The following is a 24,497-nucleotide window of genomic DNA, read 5'->3' as shown; positions in this document are numbered from 1 at the left end:
GATGAAAAATTTACTGTTAATTGCTTTTCTCGATGTCAAAGAATCGGTAAGAGCACGTTGGTTTATTGTTTATACATTGGTGTTTGGCGGGCTGATTGCCCTCTTTTTTATTGCAGGTGTCACAGAATCACAAGTGATGGGATTTAGCGGACTGAGTCGATTATTGTTGATGTACATTCAAGTCACTATCGTTATTCTTCCCATTTTTATTCTCATTACGACGGTTCGCTCCATTTCAGGCGATAGAGATAACCATATCTTAGAGTATATGCTTTCATTTCCAATCTCTTTGCCTCAATATTATTGGGGAAAAATCATAGGAAGATTTATAACGGTTTTTTTACCTGTATTTTTTGCAATGATTTTTGCACTCATCATTGGAACGCTTAAAGGAGCGCATATTCCTTGGAATATTTTTCTGCTTTATTCAGGGTTACTCTTTGCGTTGAGTGCCGCTTTTTTAGGAATCTCATTCTTAATATCTTCTGTTGTCAAATCTTCCGAAGTTGCACTCGGTCTCTCCTTTTTTATTTGGATTCTTTTACTTGCCTTTATTGATATCGCTCTCATTAGCCTTATGATGCAAAATCGCTTAAGCGAGGAGTTAATTATTGCTATTTCACTCCTCAACCCTATGGAAATTTTCAGAGTAGCTGCCATCAGTCTTTTCGACCCGGAATTAACCGTTATGGGGCCTGTTGCTTTTTATATTTTGGACAATATTCACCTCTCTTTTTTTATTTTATTTTCTATTGTCTATCCCGTTTTATTGGGACTTGCTTTTGCCTTCTTTGGATTTAATATTTTCAAAAAAACAGATTTAGTATAGGAGAAAAAAATGATTACAAAACTGCTTATTATAGCTTTAACCATCGGAACTCTTTTTGGTGCAAGAATAGAAGTTACCAAAGATACAACGTGTCTTATACGGAAAATAAAAGTCTATCAAGCGCCAGAGTGGGTAGTAAGTGTACAAGTAAGAAGTGGGGAAACCCTCTATTTTTCAAGCCCAAAATCTATGTTTGAGTTCTATTTTGAACCCTCTCGCTGGCCAGAATATCAAGTAAAACAAGACGATGACATGCGAATCAATGTAACCGATTATGATACCTTAGAAAAAATTCCCGCAAGAGAGGCATACTATGTCTATGGCAGTCAAAAAATCAGTCCAGCGGGCGATGATTTACCTGCTTTTGCCAGTAAAGAAAAAGCCGAAAAATTTGCTAAAAAATATAATGGCAGACGCGTTCTTGATTTTTCACAAGTTTCAAATGGACTTATCAACCTACTGAACGATAAACTACGTTAGCCACTGATGAGACTAAGAGATATAAACACTCTCTTAGTCCCTCTTAAACATTTTCTCTCTATTTTCACTCTATTTACAGTTATTATTACGACAAACAATACACAGTCGGCATTGAGTAAGAACACTAGCTTAAGAGGACATTGATAAAAAGGAGTTACCATGAAAAAATGGATAAAATGTTTGCTTTTAATATATACAATTGGCATGACAACGCTTCATGCAGGTTTTTTGGACGCAGAAAGTACAAAAGCGCTTCAAGAAAAAAAATTGATTCTTGTGAGCATTGAGAGCGATGATTGTCCTTATTGCCAGAAAATGCGAAAAGATATCTTTGAAGCGCCAAAGTATAAAGCGCAGATTGAGAAAAAGTATATTTATGTTTCCATCAATGTGAATGACCCTGCCCTTCCTGCGGCACTTCAGACACGTTCTGTTCCTGCTAATGCCATACTTTCGCCTGAAAATCATACCATTGTTGATGCATACGTCGGGTACATTGAGCCAACGTCATTTATGAGTATCTTAGATGCGGCATATAAAGAAGTCTACAAATAATGCATTATCCATTGGGTATCAAAGGTAAAATTGACTACAATAATGCCATCATATAAAAAGGTATTCATTGAAAAAGACATTTCAACTTCACATCGAAAATAAAAATAGCGAGAGACTTGTAGAAGCCATTAAGCACGAAATTCGCAAGTATATCAAACGTGAACGCGCTAAAAAATGCCCTGATGGTTTTGATTTCTGGGAGTTTGACTGCCGCTTTGGAGAAAACGATACAGATGCTGGGAGCGTACATTCTGCTGCATTAATTGCGAGTATTGATGCGGCGCACAGTGCGCAATGGAGTGCCTGTTATGTTGAGATTATCGCAAAACCGGCTAAAAAACCGTTAGCCCCTTCAAAAGTAAGCGAAGCCAACTAAACCTTTACATGTAAAACACGAAAGGAGTCTTATTCTTACGTGTTTTACGTCTCTCTTAACTCTCTTTAATCACACCTGCTCTACAATTTCTTACATCATTCGACTTTACTCGATATGAAATTTATAACCTTTGAATCGAATCCAAAGACATGCCAACCGCTAAACCTGCTTTATGGACCAAAGACTTCATTATCATTACACTGATTAACTTTTTTATCGTCCTTATTTTCTATCTACTCATCGTTATTATCACCGAGTTTGCCATTAAAAGTTTTGATGCATCCCTGAGTCAAGCAGGGCTTTCTGCAAGCATCTTTGTCATAGGCTCTGTTATTGGACGCCTTCTTTCAGGGAAATGGATAGAAGCAGTCGGGCGAAAAAGAATGCTCATTTTAGGAACATTTTTAGGGCTTGGAATGTCAGTGCTTTATTTTTTCATTTCCACGCTGTTGGTGCTTGATCTTGTGCGTTTGATGCATGGTATCGCCTATGGTCTAAGCTCAACAGCCACAGGAACCATCGTTGCCAATATTATCCCTCCTTCTAGGAGGGGTGAAGGCATTGGATACTATATGCTCAGTAGCACCTTAGCCACTGCCATTGGTCCATTTTTAGGACTTTTTCTCATTCATTTTGGAAACTACACAGCTATTTTTGGTGTTTGTTTACTCTCTTCTCTTCTTAGTCTCATTAACGCAAATATCATCCGTGTGCCTGAAATCACGTTAAATCAAGAACAAAAAGCGCAAATGAAGGGCTTTTCATGGCAAAACTTTTTTGAACCCAACGCCATGCCCATTTCGCTTATTTGTGCCATTGCTTATTTTTGCTACTCCAGTGTGCTTGCTTTTTTAAGCATTTATGCCCAAGAGATTAATTTAGTAGAAGCTTCGGGACTTTATTTTGTTGTCTACTCAGCGATTATCTTAGTGACACGACCTTTTACAGGTCGTTTGTTTGATTTAAAGGGTGAAAATATTACAATGTATCCAGCTTTTTTCGCATGTATGTTAGGCATGGTTTTCATGGCACAAGCACACCAAAGTATCACGCTTTTACTTTCAGGTGCTTTTCTAGGATTTGGCATCGGCGTTGTTCAATCGTGCGGACAAGCGCTTGCGGTTAAAGTAACCCCTAGTCATCGTTTTGGATTGGCAATTTCGACATTTTTTATTTTTGCAGATATTGCCATAGGTATTGGACCGTTTCTTTTAGGTTACCTCATTCCTTTGACAGGCTATCGAGGTCTTTTTGTTGTAATGGCACTTGTTGCTTTTTCTTGTATCGTTTTGTACACTATCTATTATGGAAAGCGTACAAGCACACATGTATCGTCTTAAGCATTGAAGGAGAAAAGATGAAAAAAGATGCACCACTTTTAATCACGATTAGCCGACAACTCGGCAGCGGGGGAGCGTATATCGGGCATGAACTCTCAAAAGAACTCCATATCGACTGTTTTGATAAAGAAATTGTTTTACAAGCGGCTAAAAAACTCTCCGTTTTAGAGGAAGATTTAGCATCGCGTGAAGAAAAAATACCCTCTTTCTGGGAATCGTTCTTTCAATCTAACAACTATATTTGTCCTGATGTGTACCTTCCAACACAAGCCTTTGTTCCCACAGAAGAAGCCATATTTAAAGCAGAATCTGAAATCATCACGCATATCGCCAATGAACGCTCTGCGATTATCATTGGACGTTGTGGTGCACACATTTTACGTGACAATCCTCATCATGTCAGCCTCTTTTTCCATGCGGACTTAAAAGAACGACTTGAGCGTATTGAAAAACTGCACGCCGTTTCAACCGAAGAGGCAATGAAGATGCTGCAACAAAGTGATGAGCAAAGAACGCGTTATCATCGTCTTTTAACCGATAAAGAGTGGACGGATGTCACCCAGTATGACTTTGCCATCAACACTAGCAAAATTAGCTTTGACAAACTCATACCTTTAGTTTTAAGTTATCTTGACGCTCTGTAGGCATTTTAAGCGATTTTACATGTAAAACATTTAGGACAGTAAGATGACCACACAACGCTATTCATATCTTTTAGTATCGTTACAATTTATCTTCATCGCCATCTTACTTTTCCACCACGGAATGCATTTTCCAAAGCCTTTGCCTTTTTTCATCATTGTGCTAGGCTGTGGTGTTGGCATTTATGCAATCGTGCATAACCAACTTGGCAACTTTAACATTACCCCGGAAATCAAACACAACTCCACACTCATTACAACGGGTGCTTACCGATATATTAGACATCCCATGTATTTTTCTGTTTTGCTGATGATGCTAGGCATTGTACTCTCGAAGTTTGGAGTTTTTAGTATTTTTATCTACTCTTTTTTAGTGCTGACGCTTTTGATGAAAGCAAAAAAAGAAGAGGCATTATGGATGGCACACTCAAGCCAATACCAACAGTACATGCAAAAAACGAAAAGAATGATTCCTTTTATTTTATAGTGTCCTTTTGTTAAAGAAATTTTCGTTATATTTTTAATTATATAATGATTGAAGGATTTGACATGAGCGCAGACATAGCACTTTGGAACTCTTTTTCAAAACAATACCCCCAACGTGACGATGCTTCCATAAACGAAGATGCTAACTACATCATCACGTGGATAGAAAGTCATGGCATCTCTTTTGAAAATTATTCACTGTTAGACATCGGGTGTGGCACGGGAGCGTTTACCATTCCATTAGCGGAAAAAAACGCACACATCACCGCACTTGACATCTCTTACGATATGCTCAAAATAGTGAATGAAAAAAGCGAACAAAAAGGCTTAAGCTCTTTTATAACACTACAACATGCTAATTGGAATACCTTCAATCCAACGCAAACCTTTGACATTGTGCTTGCATCCATGACACCTGCCATCAGTTCTCAAGTCGATATTGAGCTTATGATTCAATCGACAAAATCACTAGGAATATTTGTCGGGTGGAAAAAATACCATAACAATACCCTGCTTGATGTGATGCTTCTAGCCCACAAGGCGCCAGACCAACCTTCCAATCAAAGCATCGAGGTCAAAGGCTTTTTACACACTCTAGAAAAAGCCTCTATAGCGTACAATGTGCACTATTTTCCTAGTTCATGGAAACGTACATACACTTACGAAGAAGCCAAACAGTACGCCTACAAACAACTCTTGTATCGTAAAATCTTCCCCCAGGAAGAAAAAATAGACGCTATTTTGCACGACCTGATGGAAGACAACCTTATTGTCTCTGAAAACACTTCCGAAAAAGGTGTGGTACTCTTTTCCAAATGCGAAGTTTTAAAGCATTTTAGCCTTGTGTGTTAAGGATAGAGTTTTACATGTAAACCTTACGGGTACGATACCAACACCTTTTCTATCGCCTCTTTTAGTTCGGCGCTTAAATTATCCATTTTATTGACCATCCAAACCAGATAGTTTCTATCGATTTCCAAGACTTCTTGTGGGGTTTTTCCTGCGTATTTGCCAAAACCGATGGTCAAAGTAACATTTTCCCTGGTTACTTCAAGCGCATGGAGTATGGACGCCTTAACATCTTCGTCAAGCCCGTTGGAACTTAACATATAATGAAGGTCTTGGCGGTCACTCAGTGCTACATCGATAAATTTTTTGCCTTTGTTTTTTCCATAGGGAATGTGACTTAAAATGATAGGCTCAGAACACAACAGTAGCATTTTAGGGATAGAGTGTTCATCGCACAATCTTTCAAAAAGGTTTTTAAGAACAATCACATCGCTAAGCGCATCATGCGCATTGATAGTAACCCCTAGTTGTTCAGCAATGGATGCTTCTTGTTTGTACAATCCCCATTGGTAGCGTTTATATTGTAAGCTAAAAGAGCCATCATTTGGGTAATAAGCACGTAAAATACGAAAAGTGTCGATAAGATTCATCTGAGAAGAGAAGCCTTCTTTGGCGAGCATACCCAAATCAAACGCGGCATTTTGAATAACAAGCAGATTATGCGCAACATTCAGCTCACACAGTCGTTTATACGCTTTTGTTTGCACGCAAGAAGGTTCACCCTCTAGCATTTCAGGCGTAATGTGATGAATTGCCATCGCTTCATAGGAGATAGGCAAAGGAGGTTTGCACAAATCATTATGGACTTCTTCGATTTCAAACTCTTCATTGAGGACTAAAAAACTGAGCTGGCAAATGCGGTCTTTTTCAAACATTCCTGTTGTTTCGGTATCGAGTACAATAATTTTCATGCGTTTCTCTTTTAATTTCTATTGCCTTGCATTGTACGTCATCCTTGCTTTTAAATGTTTTACATGTAAAAAAAATTCATGCTCCATTCATGTTGTTTCTTTAAAATTGTCATCAAAATATCACAGGAGTTTTTTTGATACCACTTTTCATCAAGGCACTCAATCGCAATCGCTTTAAAACGTTTTTGATTTTTTTGAGTATCACGGTAGCGATTACGGCTATTTTCATGATAACGTCTATCTCAAAAGGTATCATCGGCATGTACTCGACCATGCTTAAAAGCGACGGCGACTTGATAGTCACGCAAGCCAAAATTGCCGATACTTTTTTTAGTGACGTTCCTGTCGCATTAGCGCATGACATTCAAACCATCAAAGGGGTGAAAGATGTCTATGCCATCATTTTAGGAGCAAGCCCTATCAATGAACTTCCTATCGCTGCAATTTACGGCGTCAGCCCCAATCGCTTTGCCAATTACCGACTAACACACGGTGTTTATCCCAAAGATGGTGAAGTTATTTTGGGAAAAAATATCAACGCAAGGCTTCAAAATCCCAACACCGTAACGATTTCCAACAAAACATTTCATGTGGTTGGAGTGTTTGACAACGGCATTGGCTTTGAAGACGGAGGCGCGGTGCTTAACCTAGAAGATGCCCGTAGCATTTTTAACAAAGAGGCTTCCATTTTACTAGTGAGTTTAGAAAAAGGGAAAGACGCACAAGCCTTTATTGATCAAATTCTGACATTAAACCAAGACATTGATGTAAAAACGACCCATGAATTTGTCGAAAACTACAACCAATTTAAAATCATCGAAACCTCTTCGAATGTCATTAGCTCCATCGCTTTTTTAATGGGACTTTTGGGAATTGCTAGCCTGATTAGCATCACGATTAATGAGCGCCGCAGTGAATTTGGTATCTTACGCGCCATTGGGAAGTCGTCTCGTTTTATTATGAATATGGTTATAGCAGAGACATGTTTTATCACACTTTTTGGCTATATTTCTGCCCTTGTCATTTCCAAAATTCTTTTATACTTCATCGCACATATCGAAAAATTTCAAGGCTATGTCAATGGTGAATTAAGCCTTGATACGATGCTAGGCGTTTTATGTTTTTCCATCATCATGGCACTTTTAGGCGCAGTACTTCCTGCGTACAGTGCTTCAAAGATTGACCCGATTATCCTCATCCAACGAGGTGCATTATGATATTACGAGCCAAAGACATCACACATTATTACCATCAGGATTTAGCCCTAGATGGCATTAATTTTGAAGCCAATAAAGGCGAGTTTATTGCCATTGTTGGCGAGAGCGGTAGTGGAAAATCAACCCTACTTTCGATTTTATCGTCTCTGCTTCGCCCAAGTTCTGGCGAACTGTTTTTTGAAGATAAAAATTATAACGACATCAAAAATATCGACACATTTCGCCAAAATGACGTAGGATTTATCTTTCAATTTCACTACCTTATCGGTTATTTGACGATTCTAGAAAACATCCATTTAGCATCCAAAAAGTCCGATAGCACCTACAGTGATACGCTGTTTAAAGCGTGTGGTATTGAAGCGATTAAGCACAAATATCCCGATGAAATTTCAGGAGGTCAGCGCCAACGTGCCGCCATTGTTAGAGCTTTAATCAATCAGCCAAAGATTATCTTTGCCGATGAACCAACAGGCAATTTAGACTCGTACAATTCACACAACATTTACACACTGTTCAAAACACTTTCCACACAAGGAACGACCATGATCGTAGCAACGCACGATATGAAACTTGCGCAGTTTGCAGACAAAATTATTGAGGTTAAAGATGGAAAAATTCTCTGATTTTATTGCCAAGGCGTTTGCAATGAGCGCACTTTTTTTCTTTTTAGCACTTGCCTTTGGCTTTGAATATTCGCTCAATCTTTTAGGCTACTTTTTGCCCTCTTCGCTTTTAACACCGGCCAATGCTAGAAGTGTGCATATCTCTTTGATGCTCTATGGTTTTATTCCTTTGATGCTCTCATTCTTACCGTTTGTCTTAATGGAAAAAGAAGGCATCCACAGCGAAAAAGGCTTTCATAAACTTCAAACCTACTTCACCTTATGGATGGTTTTTCTGATTTTCATGACCATCAGCCTTCTTTTTGGGGTCAATAGAGGACTTGCCTTTTATGATTTTGCCTATGGACTGAACTTCTTACTCGCTTTTTCAGGCATTTTTTATATTTTAGCGCTGTACGATTACATCAAAGTGTACAACGTTATTCCTAAGTGGATCAAAGTCTCTTTATACCTTGTCATCGCTTCGCCTATCGCGCTTTTAGTGTTGATGAATCCTAGTATCGGTCAGGTTGAAAAGAGTATTGTAGGTCCGCATGGTGATAATACGCTGGGTATGAGTTTTACGCTGATTCCCATTTTTTATTTACTGATAAAATTGCATGCCAAAGAGCATTTTATTGCCAAGTATCATGCTATGTGGATTATTCCGCTTGTAGGCTATATCGCTTCTGTTGCACACCGTATTTTTATAGGTGATCTTACCTACAATCAAGAGTGGTTTTTTCAATACTTAACGCTACTTTATGTCCCTCTTCTTCTAAAATGGCTCAAAGATGCACGCATCAGTTTCAGTAGTGCACCTTCTTTGGTGTTGTCTATTTATGCCTTTTTGTTTGTCGATATTGAGGGCAATATCTTATTTATTCCATCTCTTCGTTGGCTCTTTCATCGCAATGACCTTGTGGTAGCACATGCTCATATCGCCATGGGTGTGGGTGTCTTTTTTATGGCACTTGCAACCATTTCCCAACATCTTAAAAAATTCAATGAAAAAAGCTTTAGTCTCTTTTATACGCTAGGATTTTTTATGATGCTTATAGCACTGTCACTTGCTGGAATGATGGAAGCTGGATTTTTACAAGCCGATATCAATCTTTTATGGACCATTCGTATGCTCTGCGGTCTGTTTAGTTTACTGGTCACATTAGGTTTTTTCTCTCCACAGCTGTATCCAAACAAAAAAAGTTTTGATAGCCTAGGACTTTACCATTTGGCTGGATTTTTGAGCGATGGATTGGGTGGATTGTTTTTGCTGTGCTTTGCGAGTACGCTTTATCCGCTTTTGGGATTTCATTTTGAAGGGAAATACGAATACATCGTTTTTGCTTTTGTGACGACCACAGGTATGGTGCATTTATTTGGGTTGTTGTATCCAACTTACGCATTGATATTGGCACGTTTGAGCGCATTTAATCGCATCATTGTTTCATCGGTCTTTTTGACACTCTATCTCTCCCATGCGCTTGGACTAGAAGCTATGCTGATTGCACTCTATGACCTTGCCTTTGCATGTGTTTTTATTGTCTTTTTCCACACTTTTCAAAGGAGAGCTTATGTTTAATGTTCTTTTCACGCTCTTTATCGCCAGTGAATTTTGCTACTACCTTTTGATTGCTCAAACAGGTATCGTAGAAGTCTTTCACTCCGACATAAGCGCTTTTTTTACGCTGCCTTTAGGTGGTATTATCGGTAGTTTGCTGGTCTATAGACCGCTTAGATGGCTTAAAAACGACCAAGCAAAAATGAGCTTTTTTATCGCTTTACAGCTCTTATGCTCACTGTTCTACCCTTCGCTCAATCTTGCACTCTTGGGGATTTTGGGCATTAGCCTTGGTATGAGCGCACCCTTACTGATTAAAATATCCCGAGGATTTTATACGCATATAGCCGTAGCACTTGGGTTTACCTATGCCATTGCGACACCACTGTTTACCTATGCGCCACTCTTAAGAGGAAACTTAGCCATTCTTCTTTCGCTTTTAGCGCTTATCACGAGCTTTTTTATCCATAAACGACCGCATCACAAAATTATTTTGCAAGAGCCACTGAGTTTTTATGCCATTGTTTCGATGGCAATTTGGGCATTTTTGGATGCCAATTTATTTGAGACACTCTCACGCGCCCAAGACATTTCCATTTGGCGTTCACACACATGGTATGTCATCATGATATTTCATGTAATAGGTATGGCAACGGCATTTTTTCTTAGAGAGCGTATTAAAGAGCCTTCCTTTACTATTGTATTGCTTTTTGCACTCTCGTATATGCTCTACGCCACAAAAGAGGCACTACTTCTTAGCATGGTCTATCCGTTTGTTATTTCGTATTACAATTTTGTCATTATGCAACGCTTGGCTCGTGTTACAACGCTGCGTTATTTAGGCATTATCATGCTTTTTACAGGATGGATTGTAGGCGGTGGTGGGCTTATGAGCGCCCTTTCTGGCTATACCTACATCGGAGTTTTAGTCATATGCATTCTTCTTTGTATCGAAATCTATAACCTACTCTATCAAACTTCCCAAAAAAGGATTAACAATGTTCAGTAAAGCTACTTTGGCACTTCTTGCCACTGCTCTTCTTTCAACACTCAGTTTTGCTCAAGAGCTTCAATACAAAGAGGGCTATATACAAGCCCAAACATCTGTTTTAGGGGATAGCACTATCGACCCTAAAAGCACCAATATCACCGCTAACCTCAATATGGATGACTCCCCATTAAGTCTCAAAGGCATGATTTCATTGCCACTGCTTACCTTAAAAAGCGACAATGAAAAACGGGATGAGCATATGTATGAAGCGCTAAAAACAGAGACTAACAAAGAGGTAACCTTTGATTTAAAAGAAGTCACGAAAGTGGATGACGGCTATATGCTTAAAGGTACACTCACACTCAATAAAATTAGCAAAGAAATCACTACCAAAGCGACTATCGATAGTAAAGACAACGCGATGAATCTTGCCGGAGGATTTGAAATTAAAATGACCGATTTTGGCATAGAACCACCAACCCTTTTCTTTTTAACCGTACGCAATGAAGTGAACATCACTTACAATCTCACCCTTGCAAATCACTCTTAGGTCATAATGATGTTTGAAAAGGCGTATCAACAGCTTAATTTTAAACCGATGCATGTGATGCTACAAGGCTTGCCTGCATCGTTTGAAAACTTTCATATTGCTCATTTGAGTGATTTACATGTAAAAGCTTCTACGCCGCTTGATGCCCTTTCCCATCTGGTTGATTCGCTGAATGCCTTGCCGCTTGATATGGTCGCCTTAACGGGTGACCTCATCGATACACACCCTCAAAAAATAGAAGCGCATCTTGCTATTTTAAAACAACTCAAACACCCTGTCTATTTTGTCAGTGGCAACCATGACCTTTTTTTTGCACGTCAAACAATAAAGCCAATCATCGAAGCACTGGGTTTTCATATGCTCGACAATCACATCGTTTTACTGACAAAAGACAATGCAACGTTGCAACTCATTGGTTTTGGTGATGCATTTAGCAAATACTTTGGTATTAAACGAAAGGAACATGAGCTTCTTAAAAAACTCAATCCCAACTATACAACCGTTTTACTTGCCCATCAACCCAAAGATTTTTCACTCACAAAACATTCGCCGATAACCTTGCAACTCAGCGGACACACACATGGGGGTCAAATCTATCCATTTGGCTATGTCGTTAGACTCTTTCAGCCTTTTATCAAAGGATTGCACCAAAGAGATACAAGACAAATTTATGTCACCACAGGGTATGGAAGTTGGGGCATAAAAATGCGCTTTTTAGTTCCTAGCGAAATCCCTCTCATTACCCTTAAAAGAGCTGTGAATGCGTAGTATCAAAATCAAGCTCATTTTATGGTATCTGTTGATACAAAGCATTATCTTGGCATGTTTTAATTACGCTTTATTTATCAATGTCAAACATAATGTTACAAAGAACATCTATACAACCATTAAAACCGTTGCAGTTGATATTCAAGAAGATTTACTTAAAAGCAGTACGCACATTACGAACTTAGACCTTCAAAAAGAGGAGAAAATATTTTATATCAAACCTCTTTTTTTACGCACGATTACCAAAGACGTCAATGATAGCATTGTCGTTTTGCAGACCACCGATGAAAAATTTGCACCGCCTATTCCGCCCAAGGCATGGCAAACGTCTTCTTTGGAAGCTTCGTTTAACAGTCACTATGGGGATTTGTATGTCATCACCCTTCCTTTAGGAGAACATACCCTTTTACAATTAGCAACCCTTAATCATGCCGCTGGCGTTGCCATAGAGCACTTTTTGTTCACACTGCTTATCCTAAACCCTTTCATTTTGGTTCTTTCAAGTATCGGTGGGTATTTTATTATGCATCGCTACTTCGCGCCGCTCAAAACGCTTCTAAGCAGTATCCATCAAATTACGGCACATGATTTATCGCTTCGCATTCAAACCCATAAAAGCGATGATGAAATCAACCAACTCTCATGCGCATTTAATGCCATGTTAGAGCGACTTGAGACAACGTTTGAGACAATGAAAGAGTTTAATACCCAAGCATCGCATGAACTGCGAACACCTTTGACCATTATGCGAGGAGAAATTGAAATCGCCTTGCGTAAAGAGCGAAGTAATGGTGAGTATAAAATCATTTTAGCAGAAGGGTTACAGCAGATTATACGCTTACAAGAGCTGGTTGAAGCGCTTTTATTTATGGCAGAGTACGACACATTGCAAAAAGAGAATGCTTCACACGTACACCTTTTAAACGAGCCTCTTTTACAATCGCATCACGCCCTACTGGAAAAGCTCAAAAAATTTCCACGGCACAACGCTTCTTAAGGCTCAAAACTCGCTTCAAAGCTCATTTTTTCTTCATTATCGTGCATCAAAATCAACACACCTTTGTCTATCGTATAATGGTTAATCGTTGCTAACGTTTGAACAAAAGCTGTTTCATCTTTCAATCTTGGACATGCCATCATCGTAGAAGCCACTTGCTTGAAATAGACTTCTTTTTTAGCTTCATCAAGCGCATAACTCCCCAATAAAATATTGCAACCGCCAAAACCTTGTAAGCGTTGATTTTCTAATTTCAAGATGATATACGCTTCACGCTCATTTTTTTCTGTTAAAATTGCTTTGCCTTGAATCCCTATAAGCTTCCAATACACCTCTTGAATACGCCCGTTTAAAGGCTCAATTTCAGAGGTACTTTTTTCTTCTAATGCAGTTTGATTCGAATCTAAAGAAGGTGTTGGTGTTTGCGAAGAGCAGCCGACTAAAAAGATTCCTAACATCCATCCCATCCAATAACGAAACACGGCTTTCTCCTTTACATGTAAAATTTATTCTTTCGTAATTTCACGAATAACTTCATACTCATTTTTACGCAACAACATCAATAAGTCATTGATTTCTTCTGCAATAACACCCATTTGGCTCAGCGCTTCTGCGCCTGTTCGGATGCTACTCTCAAGCGTTTCAGCAATGACCCAACTCGCACCTGCAAGCAATAGCTTGTCCATCGCTTTAATGTCAAGCGCTCTGGCTAAAATCTTGATATGCGGATAATACTCTTTGATATGCTTGACGACCTTAATCGCATTGAGACTATGGTCTATCGAGACAATAATCATCGAGGCCTCTTCAAGTTTAATCGTATTGAGCAGTTTCAAGTCCGTGATGTCCCCAAAGAAGACAGGCAATCCTTCTTTTCTACCGCGGGCTACTTCGGTGGTATTGACATCAAAAACGATAAAAGGAATCGCGCTGTTTTTTAACATTTTGGCGATGACCTTGCCGGTATTGCCATAACCTGCGATAACAACACGTCCTAAATGCGTTGCTTCGTCATCATTTTTAAAATACGAAAACGAAGAGGTATTGGAGAGTTTGTGCGCCAAACGACACCCAAAATTATATAAAACAGGTGTTACGAGCATACTAATGGAAATGACACCGATACCGATGACAAACAGCTGGTCATCAATAATGCCAAGCGCTTTAGCCGCTCCAAAAAGGACAAAACCAAATTCACCGCTTTGATTCAATAAAAAAGCAAGTTTAATTGCATTGGCTTTTGATGCGCCAAATGCTAACACCAGCGCAAAAATAACCACAGATTTTAAAATAAGAATCATCACGACATGTTCAGCAAAAATCCACGGGGCACTAAAAATAGCTTGAAAATCAATCGACATACCAACCGCGATAAAAAAGAGACTCATCAAGATTCCCTTGAAAGGCTCTAGGCTTGATTCTATTTGAAAACTATAACGAGAGGTTGAAAGAAACATTCCCATTAAAAAAGCACCTAATGCCATGGAAAGTCCTGCATGGTCCATCAAAACAGCAGAGAGAACCACGCTTAAAAGCGTTATCATTAAAAAAGCATCTTTATTACGTTGTTTAGCGACTTTATCAAGTGCGTAAGGGATGATATAGCGACCAAAGAAAATCAACAACCCAACCATAATGATAACCGTAAGCCCCTTACTCCACCACGTGCCACTGGGTGCGGCATCATTTTTGGCAATCCATGGAAGCACGGCTAAAAGAGGAACAACGGCTAAATCTTGTAACAGTAAAATCGCAAAAGCGCTTTTGCCATGTTCGCTCGCGGTTTCGCCTTTTTCTTGAAGCAATTGCATTACAAATGCCGTTGAAGAGAGAGCTAATGTAAACCCAAGCAACATAGCGACACTCATCTGCTCGACAAAAAAATACATGTAAAGTCCTAGTACGATGCCTGAAGCAATGACTTGAAGAGAGCCTAACCCAAATACCTCTTTACGCATAGACCACAATTTGGCAGGCTGCATTTCAAGCCCGATAACAAATAAAAGCAGTACTACGCCAAATTCTGTAAAATGACGCATTGTTGCCACTTCATTGGTAACAATAGGGCCAGGCGTGTAAGGACCAACAATGATACCTGCAATCAACAATCCCAAGATAGACCCCAACCCCATATGCTTGGAAAGGGTCACCATAATAGCAGTTACTGCTAAGAGTAAGAGTGATGAAAGAAGGAAAAAATCCATTGGCGTCCTTTTACATGTAAAACTATAAAATAATCTCTTTGTTGATATTTAATCCAAATCCAGCAAGACCGACATAGTCTTTACGTGATGTAATAGAAATCAAATCGATATTTTCAATACCCAATTTTTTGAGAATTTGCGCTCCGATACCAAACTCACGAAGCTCTTGATTGGTAGTATATTCGCTATCGACAAAAATAAAAACACCATTATGCTCTTTTAGATACTCGATGGCTTTTAAAATACCTTGATATTTTTTTTCATTGGCAAAAAGCTCATTATCAGGCAAAATATGATGAAACTTCACCGCACTGTTTTTACCAATTTCACCAAAAGCGTAAACGATATGATGGTTACCTTCGTGATCAACCATATCTATTTTACGCGTATTGGCGCCAAAAAACTCAACATTGGATGAAAAAATTTCACGAACAAGAGATTCTGATTGCATACGGTACGCCACAATATCAGAGATATAGACAATATTGATACCGTGTTGTTTACAGAAAATATCCAAATCATCACGGCGCGCCATATGACCATCGTCTTTCATCACTTCACAAATAACTGCTACTTCACGAAGCCCTGCAAGACGACATAAATCAACAGAACCTTCGGTGTGTCCTGTCCTGACAAGTGTACCGCCTTTGCGCGCGATTAAAGGAAAGATGTGTCCTGGTTTGACAAGCTCCCTTGGAGAGCTCATACTATCGGCTAGAATTTTAATGGTAATATCACGTTCATACGCTGAAATACCGGTTGTACAAACACGTGCATCGACTGAAACCGTAAATGCCGTCTCATGCTGTGAGTCATTGTGTTTGACCATAGGTGTGAGATCAAGTCTTGTTGCAACTTCCTCTTTGAGTGCAACACAAATCAACCCTTTTGCTTGAGATGCCATAAAATTGACTTTTTCTGGTGTGGAGAAGGTAGCAGCGAAAACTAAATCACCTTCATTTTCTCGGTCTTCATCATCGACCATCATTACCATCTTGCCGTGCTTGATATCTTCTATCGCTTGTTTGACTCTTTGAATAGGCATAATTGCTCCAAAAAATGATTTAATAGATTATAGTAAATTACCCTTGACAAACAAATTAAAAGTGACTATAATTTCACCTCATTTAAGGCATTGGGGTATAGCCAAGCGGTAAGGCAACTGGTTTTGGTCCAGTCATTCAGGGGTTCGAATCCCTTTACCCCATCCACCTTATCTCATTCTTCCGTCGCGGGATAGAGCAGTTGGTAGCTCGTCGGGCTCATAACCCGAAGGTCGCTGGTTCAAGTCCGGCTCCCGCAACCATTATTTTAAAACTCCCTAAAACAGGCTTCTTTCACAAATTAAAATCTAAAATGTGACCAAACTGTGCCCATATTGTGTCATTTAAAAAAATGATTGCAGAAATGTTGCCCTCTTCTTGCTTTTTTGGCTTGTAAACTTCGCATAACGATCAAGCGTTGTCTTACTGCTTTTGTGCCCAAGCATATTTGAAACCCATAATATATCCTCACCATTTTCAATCATCATGCTTGCAAATGAATGCCGCATATGATAAATAGGACGATATGGAAGATCAAGCTTCTTTAGCAACTTTGTCCAATCAAAATCTCTGATATTTTTAGCATCAAAGATATGTGTGTCATTTTGGGTAAGAAATACATAGGATTGCTTTGCTCCTGTTCTATAAAACTGCTTTTTGAGATACGGAACAAGACTATCAAGCAAATCAATCGTTCTAATACTGTTAGAGGTTTTGGGGCTAGATTCAACACCCATTCTTATTGATCGTGAAATATGAATCTCTTTTCTTTCAAAATCAACATCTTCCCATTTTAAGCCTACAATTTCACCAGTTCTCATACCAGTAAAAAAACCAACAGCATAAAAAGATTGATACATTCCCTCAGCTCTTCCAAGAATTACCTTAATCTCATCCAATGTAAATGGGTGAATGATAATAGGGTTTCTTTTGGGTAACTTCACTGAGCTGAAAGGATTTTTTGTAATTATCTCATCATTAAGTGCATCTTCTAAAATTGTATTTAGAACAATACGAATATTTTTTAGTCGTCCTGCACTCACTCGTTCCAAAACTTTATTTTGCCAAAGTGCCAAATCAGACGGCTTTATCTGATTGATAGGTGTATTTTCAAAATATGGCAAAATGTGATTTTTTAACGATGAAAGATAATCATAAATCGTTGACTGCTTCCGATAGCTTTTGTGAAGCTCCAAGCTTACTTTTGCAAATTCCCCTACTGTAGGAACTTTCTTTTCGTTTGGTGTGTTAAAGAACTCACCCAAGTTCAGTTTATACTGAATCTCAGGTATTAAAACGTTGGTGGCATATTTGCGATTGTTTTTTGTATCATCTAAGCCTAAAGATTTACGATACCTTTTGGATTGATAATAAAACGTTATCCACAATTTGCCTTCTCGATTGGTTAATGTCATCGGTGTTTTCCTTTCCGACCACCCACGAATCAATCGTAACTCTATCAAATATTATTTTACCCGTTTTCTTGTAAAAATGAACACCTTCAATAAACGTGTCCTCTTTGAGTTTATAGATATGATCTTTCGAGTAGCCTAAATATATTGCAAGTTCTCTAACATTGAGCCATCGTTTATCGATTTGATTGGATAGAGCTTTTTTAATCAGCTCTATATCTTGTGCCATTACTTTAATGAGGTTAATGTTTTCCATTTCAATCATCACATCACCTCTAAACGCTTGCTAAGTTCATTATTAGCAATTTTAAGCTGTTGCGTAAGCGTTTTAGCATCACCCTGTGTTGCTGTTGCTGTTGCTAGTTGCTTAGATAATCGCTTAATGGTGTGTTGTAGCTCTTTCGTGCCTAGAAGTTTAAACGGCAGTTGATAAGGGATAAGTTCATCTTTTTTAGTACATTTATACCGTGCTATTAGATCATCCTCTTTATCCTTAATAAACACATCATATTTGGTAGTAATTCTTGGAGAGGGGTTAGCTAGTTTTTCTTTGATCTCACTATAAAGATCAATAGCTCGATCTGATATTTTGGTTATCAAATCAGGCGAAAGCACAATATTATTATTGAGTGCTTTATGGATAAGCTCATGGGTGTCTGTAATAAACTTTGGCAGATCATAAACATAACGTTTTTGAGGAATACGCTTTAAATCAACTTCGTATTGTAAAAACTCTGTGATGTTGTAGTTCTCTTTGATATGTTCCCAAATCTCTAACGTTTTAGCTCGATGTTTAGAGTTATTGAGCCTATCTTTATGAGTAATTGTACTTACATCAATCAGTCTTATATCATCCATTGCTGTTTTAAAAAGATTGTTGGCATTGTTGAGTAATCCTTCTAGAGTACGAATCCCCATATTTTTAAAATGAACACGGTGCATTTCAAACTCTAAGTTAAAGATAGGCTCTTTAAGATCAAATCCATGATAGGTAAAATAGTCTTGCATGACTTCTTCTTTATCTGATTTATCCAGTTCTATTTTTTTATCATAGAATCTTAGTAAAAATGGTTTCTTACCCACATAGATCGTTTGTGTGCGTTTGGAGTTGCCAAACTCTGAAATGATGTGATACTCTTTTTTCTTAGAAACAAACATCTCTTTAGTGACAAATCCAAAATCATATTGCACAAAGCAGTTAAGATCAGCACGTGAGATTTCAAAGAGTCCTGTTGTGACTTCTTTGAGCAGTTCTTCATTGATGAAGACCAAGAGGTTCTTTAGTCCTATGGTATAGATACCAACGCCTTGAAGCTGTATATGAATATTGTGTTGATAACTTGCTATGTTTGGATTTTTAAACCCTAGTTTGAAATACCCATTAATGTCTCTAAACCAATATACCCCTTTATCTTTACCAAGATACTGTAAAGCAGTATTGCCAAGCGTTACAATCATAGATGAATGAGCGTACGCATAAATATCCGTTTCATGAAGTTTGGTTTGGGCATCAAGTTGGTTTAGAAGATCAAAAAAAGCGTTTTCATACACTTCATTACTTTGAGCAAAGTAGTAAAGCGTATCAATGCCATAAATAGACTTTACTTGCATACAATTCCTTTCTTTTTTTATCATTTTCCGTATGAGAGCGATGTGTTACCAAAAGCATCGCTAAAAGAGAATGGAGGAACCCGAAGCTTAAGGGGACAAAGTCCCCCAAGAGCTTCTCCTGTTCCTCTCCTGTTTTTAAATGCCGTAGAATTTAGCATCACCTATCAAACCAACCTCTACTTCCACATCACTATTGATCTTATCCTCGTATAAAGAGAGCTTCTCTACTGGAATAGCAAGATCAATCAATTGGTTTTTGTACTCACCGTTTTTAAGTGGTACACGTGCCAAGAGTTGAAGTTTGGTTTTACCCTTAATCGTATCCCCTGTTTGCTGATTGGTAAAGTCATTACCTGTAAAGATATTCAGCAAATGTGCTTTGAGTGTTAAAATAGCTAACTCCTTGAATGAAATTAACCAAAGCTTTGATTTATTGTTTTAAAACGATGAAAGTTTAGGAAAAAGAGCGAGGATTTATCTAGGTATTTTTTGCGAAATTTATCGGTATTTTTGCACGTGATAACCAAAACCCATGTTTATTTGAATCTCTTTCCATTCATCGGCTAGGTCTTCATTATGGTTATTAATGGCTTCTTGAATGTGTTGATTTTGAATTGTATGAATCAACTTATGATCAAGAAATTTAAGAGGTATTAAGGGTTCATCATAGCCATCGATTTTATGCATACCTATTTGACCAATACATTGAATGTGATCTATTTTACGCAGATTAATGGTTGTATCAATATCTAAATGGTGCATAATGGTATCGGTAATCTCTTTGGTTTTATACTTTGAAAGGGATAGATTGCATAGTTCTTGGTAAACATGAATTGAAAACGATGTTTTAATACGCTTTTCTGTGATATTGAAAGCATGAAAAAATGAGTATGTATTTAAAAAACTACACGCAAATGCATTAGTAAATGTATCGGAGTTTTCTATTGTACCTTCTGGAAATAAATTTTTAATGTCATAAAGTGGCATAAAGAAATTACGGACTAATTCAAAGGGATGATGGAAAGCTTCTAAATCAGTCCAATATTTCATATGCAGATCATATAAAGAATTAATAAAGCTTTTTTTATCCCTTAGAAGCAGTTTTAAGCCAAAGTGCATACCAAATAATTCAAAAAATGCATACATAGAATTATATTGAAATTGGCATATTTGCATTGTTGTTTCGATATGTTTGATTTGTGAAGAAAGATAATTATCAATATTTTTACTTGCAATTGCATTCTTAGGTAACGTAGAATAAATATGCTTTGAAGACCACGTTTGATAAGCATATAAATTATTAATCGTACTTAACAAGGAGTGAAGTTCACCGCCATTTTTGAGTTTAGTATCAAGATTAGGAATTTCATAATCTTGTAGAACTTGATAAACAGTTTCTATGAACTTTTGAGGTGTTAAATCTTTCAATGTTACATTATTCCTCTAAATGAATATGAAATATTTAATTTGTTGCAAATTTGTTCTAACATCGTATCATTTTTATAGTAACATTTTAAATCTAAAAAGGAATACATCTTGATGAAAAAAGAAAAAGCCTTAACCAAATCCCCTATTGAAGAAAAACCACTCCGTTACCCTGCCCAATCTCTCGATGAAAAGTTAGATGATCTTTTTGTCCAAAAATTTTTAGTTTATATTATTTCACCTATCATTTTCATTATGATTGCTTTTAATGCATGGGTTTCTTATTTTAATAAAGCTATTCCAAATCCTCATTTTTTAACAGTTATAGCCATTATTGTATCAATATGGTCATATTATAAATTTTCTACAAAAATAAACGAAGTAAAAGCACTAAAACAAGGACGTGATGGAGAACGTGAAGTAGGGATGAATCTTGAACTACTTAGAGAACAAGGTTTTAAAGTTTATCATGACATTGTTGGCAAAAATTTTAATTTAGATCATGTTCTTGTTGGCAAAAAAGGTCTCTATGTCATTGAAACAAAAACCTATTCCAAACCCTTAAAAGGTCAATGTAAAGTTGTATATGATGGTGAAAAACTATCTTATAATGGAATATTTGAAAGCGACAAACCAATTATACAAGCCAAAGCGGGTGTAAATTGGCTTAAAAACTATTTAAAAGAAACAACAAAAAAAGAATTCAACGTTTTCCCAGTTGTTGTTTTTCCAGGATGGTTTACTGAGTCTAAAGTACCTTTAAAAGATATTTGGATTTTAAATCCAAAAGGATTAGAAAAATTTATGCAAAATAAACAAGATGAATTTTTGGATGAAGATGTAGCGTTAGTTGCCAATAGAATTGAAATTTATATTAGATCTTTTGAACATAAAAAATAATAAGAAGATATTATAATCAATTTATGGAAAAAATAAGTCAAAATACTCTAAAAAGCTTAATAATATGCTACGTAAAGTTAAGAAGCCAGAAAAAAGACTTTGGAATATGAATTTGGAGATTATGAGTAAGTTGTATAGATAAATTTTTAAAAAGGCTTTAGATGGATGAAGATAATATAAAAAAAATTTATGAGTTATCAGAAAGAATAACTGAACAAAAAATAACCATAGAAAAAGATATTGAAAGAGTTGAATATTCTCTTGAAGCACTAGAAGAAAAATTAAAAGATGATGTGAAACAAGAAATATGGGATATAAAACAAAATATAAAAAAAGTAAGTCAAAATGAAAAAGATATTGCTGTTTTAGATGTAAAAATAAAATCTCTTGAAGATTTATTCGATGCTTATAAAGATATTGTTAAAAACAAAGAAGACAAATGGTATAAAAATTTTAGCTTATGGCTTTCAATATTAGCACTTCTATCTTCAATTGCCTTTGGATATTTAAATTATTCAAAAACTTCAACAATTATTTCACAACAAAGTGGAGACAAAAATGTATCATCCAATAATCAAAAATAAATTAAATGAGCTAAAAGGCATGAAGCAAGTTAATAAATTACTTGATTACATGCCAATTATAGAACTTGTGGATACAAAAATAGAAGGTTTATCAAATTTTATTAATTTTTTAATGGATGATAAAGCAAATTCTATAAAAGAAATAGTAAATAATAAACACTGCTATATAGATTTACCAACATATATAGAAAATGAAATTATTGCAGCCTATGATTTAAAAGATAGCGATAATAAATACAATTTTTTTGTAGAGTTAGATAAAGCTTTTCGAGAAAACTCATGTAAAAATCTTATTCCTATTATTTCATTTGACCATTATTATGAAACGCCAAGAAAAAGCTCTAAAGAAAACATAAACTTCGCTAAAAAAATCATAGATACATTTGACAATTTTGCAATCCGATTATTTGCAGATAGCTCATTTAGGAATGATGATTATACTTTACTATGGCAATTATATGATTTTTATGGAAAAATGATTTCAGATAAAGCTACTTTGATTTTTGATATAGATAAAAATACTGAAAGTTTGACAGAAAATCTAATTAAAGAAATAGTCAAAGAATTCAAAATAAAAAAAATTATTTTGGCTGGAGAAGTTTTAAAAGATAATACAAGGGTGCCAACAGAATTTGATTATCATAGATTATCAAATACTCATTTATTAAATTACAACAAATTAATCAAAAAGACATTACTTGATAAATTAACTATTAATTACTCAGATTATACTCTTGTTGATAAAATTCCATCAAAAATTGAAATAGATCCAGAAAAAGGGTTCCAGTATTATCCATTTATAAAATATACAACTGAAGATGGCAAATTATGCATGTTTACAGCTGATGAAAAGGGAAATTACGAGCAATATCAAGAATTGTGCAGAAGAATAATTTCAGAAATTAGGACCTTTTCTACTAGCCATTGTAGCACATGTAAATTTATTTATGATGTAGCGATGGGAGACCATTCAAAATTTAAGGCTGGTGCAACTTGGAAATATAGGATGATTGCACATCATATAACAACAATGGCTATGTATAAGATAACTTAGCTACATATGTCAAATCTTTTTTATTATCAACAAATGCCTTTAAAGGATTTGGCGATATATTTCTTATTGATTTATATGCGTCAAACCCTCTTTCAAAACGTTTTTTTAGAACAAATCTAAATATCTTTTGTGATTCTGTTTTATTATAGTTTTTAACAAATAAATCAAGTAATTTTGATTTGTCAAAATTTGTTTTAATTGGTATGTTTTTTTGTTTTAAAAAGTATTCTAATTCATTTTTCCATAGTAACTGACCGATAGTTAGTGGTGTAGCTATCTTGTTTATTTTTGCTTTTTTAACTATCTTAAAATCTATCAATCCATTATTCATAAAAGCTTTAATCGTACCAATATGATCGGGAAGATGTAAAGATTCTAAAGTATATTTTTCTTCCCAATAAACAAGATAAACATAATCAAAAATTTCTGCATATCCATTTATTTGTTCATCAAGTCTTTTAGTTGTGTCAAATTCACTTTTGATTTCAAAAGCCAAAGCATGACCATTAGAAACAACCACATCTGCTACTTTCGTTCCATATGAAGTATTTATAGATATTTCAGTAGTAATTGTTTTATCTTGATATCTTGTATCAAGCCAATCAATTAATGCTTTTGTAATAGTTGGTGCGTCAGCTCTTTTTGTCATTTCAATTTTTCCTTATTGTCAAATTATACATAAAATGCTCTTATTATTGACAATAACAATGACATTCACATTGATATATATAATGGTTAAAAGGACTAAAGATATGCAAAGTATATATTTATTTTTAACATCATTAATCTAGAGAAAAAGAAGTCGAACGAAATTTATCTGACAAAATCTACAGTTCAAAAATAAAAAGAGTTTATTTGCAGCTTTATTACTGTGTCCAAATCGTGTCCAAAATAAACAAAAAATGCAGTTTTTTGAAAAAGATAGAATTACGAAAGTCCGTTTTTATGGTCATTTGTTATTTTCTTAAGTTTAATTTAATAAATCCGGCTCCCGCAACCATTTAAAACCCCATGCCATCGTATTTCAAACCACTTTATCGGGCAAAATCACAGAATTTATTATTTTATCAATCACTTGTTTTGATGTTTTAGGTTTAATCGCGATAGATTA

The 24,497-nt window shown here is 36.3% G+C and carries 28 protein-coding genes and 2 tRNA genes; 20 read left to right on the top strand and 10 right to left on the bottom strand.

Annotation, left to right across the window (positions count from 1 at the left end; genetic code table 11):
• Nucleotide 1: 1 nt before the first annotated feature.
• From AC5SLP_RS12240 to AC5SLP_RS12205, 8 genes are all read left to right on the top strand, one after another.
• Nucleotides 2-829: an ABC transporter permease gene (locus AC5SLP_RS12240; protein ID WP_495255441.1), complete on the top strand. Its 828-nt coding sequence runs from the start codon at nt 2-4 to the stop codon at nt 827-829.
• Between the two features lie 9 nt (nt 830-838).
• Entirely contained in the window at nt 839-1,309 is a 471-nt protein-coding gene (locus tag AC5SLP_RS12235) for a nitrous oxide reductase accessory protein NosL (RefSeq protein ID WP_495255440.1), read from the top strand.
• 159 nt (nt 1,310-1,468) lie between these two features.
• Entirely contained in the window at nt 1,469-1,864 is a 396-nt protein-coding gene (locus AC5SLP_RS12230; RefSeq protein ID WP_495255439.1) for a thioredoxin fold domain-containing protein, read from the top strand.
• Between the two features lie 67 nt (nt 1,865-1,931).
• Complete coding sequence (locus AC5SLP_RS12225; protein ID WP_495255438.1) at nt 1,932-2,240, top strand: DUF6172 family protein; 309 nt, start codon at nt 1,932-1,934, stop codon at nt 2,238-2,240.
• A 149-nt stretch (nt 2,241-2,389) separates the two neighbouring features.
• Nucleotides 2,390-3,580: an MFS transporter gene (locus AC5SLP_RS12220; protein WP_495255437.1), complete on the top strand. Its 1,191-nt coding sequence runs from the start codon at nt 2,390-2,392 to the stop codon at nt 3,578-3,580.
• A 17-nt stretch (nt 3,581-3,597) separates the two neighbouring features.
• A complete protein-coding gene (locus AC5SLP_RS12215) occupies nt 3,598-4,224 on the top strand; it encodes a cytidylate kinase-like family protein (protein ID WP_495255436.1) in 627 nt (208 codons plus the stop codon).
• A 43-nt stretch (nt 4,225-4,267) separates the two neighbouring features.
• Complete coding sequence (locus tag AC5SLP_RS12210) at nt 4,268-4,708, top strand: methyltransferase family protein (protein WP_495255435.1); 441 nt, start codon at nt 4,268-4,270, stop codon at nt 4,706-4,708.
• A 62-nt stretch (nt 4,709-4,770) separates the two neighbouring features.
• A complete protein-coding gene (locus AC5SLP_RS12205) occupies nt 4,771-5,559 on the top strand; it encodes a class I SAM-dependent methyltransferase (RefSeq protein ID WP_495255434.1) in 789 nt (262 codons plus the stop codon).
• Between the two features lie 23 nt (nt 5,560-5,582).
• On the opposite strand, the gene AC5SLP_RS12200 is transcribed toward AC5SLP_RS12205, so the two are convergent.
• Nucleotides 5,583-6,467 (bottom strand): exonuclease domain-containing protein, encoded by an 885-nt coding sequence (locus tag AC5SLP_RS12200; RefSeq protein WP_495255433.1) that lies wholly within the window; start codon nt 6,465-6,467, stop codon nt 5,583-5,585.
• A gap of 134 nt (nt 6,468-6,601) precedes the next feature.
• Between AC5SLP_RS12200 and AC5SLP_RS12195 the strand changes: the two genes are divergently transcribed.
• Genes AC5SLP_RS12195 through AC5SLP_RS12165 form a run of 7 tightly spaced genes read left to right on the top strand, consistent with a single transcriptional unit; the run spans nt 6,602 to nt 13,153 of the window.
• Complete coding sequence (locus AC5SLP_RS12195; protein ID WP_495255432.1) at nt 6,602-7,684, top strand: ABC transporter permease; 1,083 nt, start codon at nt 6,602-6,604, stop codon at nt 7,682-7,684.
• Complete coding sequence (locus tag AC5SLP_RS12190) at nt 7,681-8,307, top strand: ABC transporter ATP-binding protein (RefSeq protein ID WP_495255431.1); 627 nt, start codon at nt 7,681-7,683, stop codon at nt 8,305-8,307. Before AC5SLP_RS12195 ends, AC5SLP_RS12190 begins: the two co-directional genes overlap by 4 nt.
• Nucleotides 8,291-9,868 carry a cbb3-type cytochrome c oxidase subunit I gene (locus AC5SLP_RS12185; protein ID WP_495255430.1) on the top strand — a complete coding sequence of 526 codons (1,578 nt, stop codon included), beginning with the start codon at nt 8,291-8,293 and terminating at the stop codon, nt 9,866-9,868. The genes AC5SLP_RS12190 and AC5SLP_RS12185 overlap by 17 nt, the downstream gene beginning before the upstream one ends.
• A complete protein-coding gene (locus AC5SLP_RS12180) occupies nt 9,861-10,856 on the top strand; it encodes a hypothetical protein (RefSeq protein WP_495255429.1) in 996 nt (331 codons plus the stop codon). The genes AC5SLP_RS12185 and AC5SLP_RS12180 overlap by 8 nt, the downstream gene beginning before the upstream one ends.
• Entirely contained in the window at nt 10,846-11,388 is a 543-nt protein-coding gene (locus AC5SLP_RS12175) for a YceI family protein (protein ID WP_495255428.1), read from the top strand. The genes AC5SLP_RS12180 and AC5SLP_RS12175 overlap by 11 nt, the downstream gene beginning before the upstream one ends.
• A 9-nt stretch (nt 11,389-11,397) precedes the next feature.
• Entirely contained in the window at nt 11,398-12,156 is a 759-nt protein-coding gene (locus AC5SLP_RS12170) for a metallophosphoesterase (protein ID WP_495255427.1), read from the top strand.
• Nucleotides 12,149-13,153: a histidine kinase dimerization/phospho-acceptor domain-containing protein gene (locus tag AC5SLP_RS12165; protein ID WP_495255426.1), complete on the top strand. Its 1,005-nt coding sequence runs from the start codon at nt 12,149-12,151 to the stop codon at nt 13,151-13,153. Before AC5SLP_RS12170 ends, AC5SLP_RS12165 begins: the two co-directional genes overlap by 8 nt.
• Here the strand turns inward: AC5SLP_RS12165 and AC5SLP_RS12160 are convergent.
• Genes AC5SLP_RS12160 through AC5SLP_RS12150 form a run of 3 tightly spaced genes read right to left on the bottom strand, consistent with a single transcriptional unit; the run spans nt 13,150 to nt 16,402 of the window.
• Nucleotides 13,150-13,635, bottom strand: coding sequence for an META domain-containing protein (locus AC5SLP_RS12160; RefSeq protein ID WP_495255425.1), 486 nt, complete (start codon nt 13,633-13,635; stop codon nt 13,150-13,152). The two genes, AC5SLP_RS12165 and AC5SLP_RS12160, sit on opposite strands and share 4 nt — an antisense overlap.
• Nucleotides 13,636-13,659: 24 nt before the next feature.
• Nucleotides 13,660-15,357: a cation:proton antiporter domain-containing protein gene (locus AC5SLP_RS12155; RefSeq protein WP_495255424.1), complete on the bottom strand. Its 1,698-nt coding sequence runs from the start codon at nt 15,355-15,357 to the stop codon at nt 13,660-13,662.
• 22 nt (nt 15,358-15,379) lie between these two features.
• A complete protein-coding gene (locus AC5SLP_RS12150) occupies nt 15,380-16,402 on the bottom strand; it encodes a bifunctional 3,4-dihydroxy-2-butanone 4-phosphate synthase/GTP cyclohydrolase II (protein ID WP_495255423.1) in 1,023 nt (340 codons plus the stop codon).
• A gap of 91 nt (nt 16,403-16,493) precedes the next feature.
• On the opposite strand from AC5SLP_RS12150, the gene AC5SLP_RS12145 reads away from it, so the two are divergent.
• Together AC5SLP_RS12145 and AC5SLP_RS12140 are read left to right on the top strand one after the other, a co-directional pair.
• Nucleotides 16,494-16,568, top strand: a tRNA-Gln gene (locus AC5SLP_RS12145).
• Nucleotides 16,569-16,587: 19 nt separating this feature from the next.
• Nucleotides 16,588-16,663 (top strand) — tRNA-Met (locus AC5SLP_RS12140).
• Between the two features lie 81 nt (nt 16,664-16,744).
• Here the strand turns inward: AC5SLP_RS12140 and AC5SLP_RS12135 are convergent.
• The 5 genes from AC5SLP_RS12135 to AC5SLP_RS12115 form a co-directional block, all read right to left on the bottom strand.
• Nucleotides 16,745-17,815, bottom strand: a complete 1,071-nt coding sequence (locus AC5SLP_RS12135) for a tyrosine-type recombinase/integrase (RefSeq protein ID WP_495255422.1) — start codon at nt 17,813-17,815, stop codon at nt 16,745-16,747.
• On the bottom strand, nt 17,748-18,077 hold the full coding sequence (locus AC5SLP_RS12130) for a helix-turn-helix transcriptional regulator (RefSeq protein ID WP_495255421.1): 330 nt from the start codon (nt 18,075-18,077) through the stop codon (nt 17,748-17,750). Before AC5SLP_RS12130 ends, AC5SLP_RS12135 begins: the two co-directional genes overlap by 68 nt.
• Nucleotides 18,077-19,423 carry a hypothetical protein gene (locus AC5SLP_RS12125; protein ID WP_495255420.1) on the bottom strand — a complete coding sequence of 449 codons (1,347 nt, stop codon included), beginning with the start codon at nt 19,421-19,423 and terminating at the stop codon, nt 18,077-18,079. Before AC5SLP_RS12125 ends, AC5SLP_RS12130 begins: the two co-directional genes overlap by 1 nt.
• A 135-nt stretch (nt 19,424-19,558) precedes the next feature.
• Complete coding sequence (locus tag AC5SLP_RS12120; protein WP_495255419.1) at nt 19,559-19,795, bottom strand: hypothetical protein; 237 nt, start codon at nt 19,793-19,795, stop codon at nt 19,559-19,561.
• Between the two features lie 126 nt (nt 19,796-19,921).
• Nucleotides 19,922-20,851 carry a hypothetical protein gene (locus tag AC5SLP_RS12115; RefSeq protein ID WP_495255418.1) on the bottom strand — a complete coding sequence of 310 codons (930 nt, stop codon included), beginning with the start codon at nt 20,849-20,851 and terminating at the stop codon, nt 19,922-19,924.
• 111 nt (nt 20,852-20,962) lie between these two features.
• Here AC5SLP_RS12115 and AC5SLP_RS12110 point away from each other — a divergent pair, with 111 nt between their 5' ends.
• The 3 genes from AC5SLP_RS12110 (at nt 20,963) to AC5SLP_RS12100 (ending at nt 23,386) form a co-directional block, all read left to right on the top strand.
• Nucleotides 20,963-21,748, top strand: a complete 786-nt coding sequence (locus tag AC5SLP_RS12110; protein WP_495255417.1) for a nuclease-related domain-containing protein — start codon at nt 20,963-20,965, stop codon at nt 21,746-21,748.
• Between the two features lie 161 nt (nt 21,749-21,909).
• Entirely contained in the window at nt 21,910-22,332 is a 423-nt protein-coding gene (locus tag AC5SLP_RS12105; RefSeq protein ID WP_495255416.1) for a hypothetical protein, read from the top strand.
• Nucleotides 22,307-23,386 carry a beta family protein gene (locus AC5SLP_RS12100; RefSeq protein ID WP_495255415.1) on the top strand — a complete coding sequence of 360 codons (1,080 nt, stop codon included), beginning with the start codon at nt 22,307-22,309 and terminating at the stop codon, nt 23,384-23,386. Before AC5SLP_RS12105 ends, AC5SLP_RS12100 begins: the two co-directional genes overlap by 26 nt.
• On the opposite strand, the gene AC5SLP_RS12095 is transcribed toward AC5SLP_RS12100, so the two are convergent.
• On the bottom strand, nt 23,367-24,035 hold the full coding sequence (locus AC5SLP_RS12095) for a sce7726 family protein (protein ID WP_495255414.1): 669 nt from the start codon (nt 24,033-24,035) through the stop codon (nt 23,367-23,369). The genes AC5SLP_RS12100 and AC5SLP_RS12095 overlap by 20 nt on opposite strands.
• Nucleotides 24,036-24,497 lie beyond the last annotated feature (462 nt).

Source organism: Sulfurospirillum sp. E15m (genome assembly GCF_059415145.1).
The sequence above is the reverse complement of the archived record's forward strand: the minus strand, read 5'-3'. Positions and strand labels throughout refer to the sequence as shown.

Excerpts from the sequence above, each read along its gene's own strand:
- AC5SLP_RS12230 (WP_495255439.1), top strand. The coding sequence starts at position 1,469 with ATGAAAAAATGGATAAAATGTTTGCTTTTAATATATACAATTGGCATG.
- AC5SLP_RS12205 (WP_495255434.1), top strand. The coding sequence starts at position 4,771 with ATGAGCGCAGACATAGCACTTTGGAACTCTTTTTCAAAACAATACCCC.
- AC5SLP_RS12200 (WP_495255433.1), bottom strand. The coding sequence starts at position 6,467 with ATGAAAATTATTGTACTCGATACCGAAACAACAGGAATGTTTGAAAAA.
- AC5SLP_RS12220 (WP_495255437.1), top strand. The coding sequence starts at position 2,390 with ATGCCAACCGCTAAACCTGCTTTATGGACCAAAGACTTCATTATCATT.
- AC5SLP_RS12110 (WP_495255417.1), top strand. The coding sequence starts at position 20,963 with ATGAAAAAAGAAAAAGCCTTAACCAAATCCCCTATTGAAGAAAAACCA.
- AC5SLP_RS12135 (WP_495255422.1), bottom strand. The coding sequence starts at position 17,815 with ATGACATTAACCAATCGAGAAGGCAAATTGTGGATAACGTTTTATTAT.
- AC5SLP_RS12235 (WP_495255440.1), top strand. The coding sequence starts at position 839 with ATGATTACAAAACTGCTTATTATAGCTTTAACCATCGGAACTCTTTTT.
- AC5SLP_RS12100 (WP_495255415.1), top strand. The coding sequence starts at position 22,307 with ATGTATCATCCAATAATCAAAAATAAATTAAATGAGCTAAAAGGCATG.
- AC5SLP_RS12150 (WP_495255423.1), bottom strand. The coding sequence starts at position 16,402 with ATGCCTATTCAAAGAGTCAAACAAGCGATAGAAGATATCAAGCACGGC.
- AC5SLP_RS12170 (WP_495255427.1), top strand. The coding sequence starts at position 11,398 with ATGTTTGAAAAGGCGTATCAACAGCTTAATTTTAAACCGATGCATGTG.
- AC5SLP_RS12130 (WP_495255421.1), bottom strand. The coding sequence starts at position 18,077 with ATGATTGAAATGGAAAACATTAACCTCATTAAAGTAATGGCACAAGAT.
- AC5SLP_RS12215 (WP_495255436.1), top strand. The coding sequence starts at position 3,598 with ATGAAAAAAGATGCACCACTTTTAATCACGATTAGCCGACAACTCGGC.
- AC5SLP_RS12125 (WP_495255420.1), bottom strand. The coding sequence starts at position 19,423 with ATGCAAGTAAAGTCTATTTATGGCATTGATACGCTTTACTACTTTGCT.
- AC5SLP_RS12165 (WP_495255426.1), top strand. The coding sequence starts at position 12,149 with ATGCGTAGTATCAAAATCAAGCTCATTTTATGGTATCTGTTGATACAA.
- AC5SLP_RS12180 (WP_495255429.1), top strand. The coding sequence starts at position 9,861 with ATGTTTAATGTTCTTTTCACGCTCTTTATCGCCAGTGAATTTTGCTAC.
- AC5SLP_RS12185 (WP_495255430.1), top strand. The coding sequence starts at position 8,291 with ATGGAAAAATTCTCTGATTTTATTGCCAAGGCGTTTGCAATGAGCGCA.
- AC5SLP_RS12240 (WP_495255441.1), top strand. The coding sequence starts at position 2 with ATGAAAAATTTACTGTTAATTGCTTTTCTCGATGTCAAAGAATCGGTA.
- AC5SLP_RS12155 (WP_495255424.1), bottom strand. The coding sequence starts at position 15,357 with ATGGATTTTTTCCTTCTTTCATCACTCTTACTCTTAGCAGTAACTGCT.
- AC5SLP_RS12190 (WP_495255431.1), top strand. The coding sequence starts at position 7,681 with ATGATATTACGAGCCAAAGACATCACACATTATTACCATCAGGATTTA.
- AC5SLP_RS12095 (WP_495255414.1), bottom strand. The coding sequence starts at position 24,035 with ATGACAAAAAGAGCTGACGCACCAACTATTACAAAAGCATTAATTGAT.
- AC5SLP_RS12210 (WP_495255435.1), top strand. The coding sequence starts at position 4,268 with ATGACCACACAACGCTATTCATATCTTTTAGTATCGTTACAATTTATC.
- AC5SLP_RS12105 (WP_495255416.1), top strand. The coding sequence starts at position 21,910 with ATGGATGAAGATAATATAAAAAAAATTTATGAGTTATCAGAAAGAATA.
- AC5SLP_RS12175 (WP_495255428.1), top strand. The coding sequence starts at position 10,846 with ATGTTCAGTAAAGCTACTTTGGCACTTCTTGCCACTGCTCTTCTTTCA.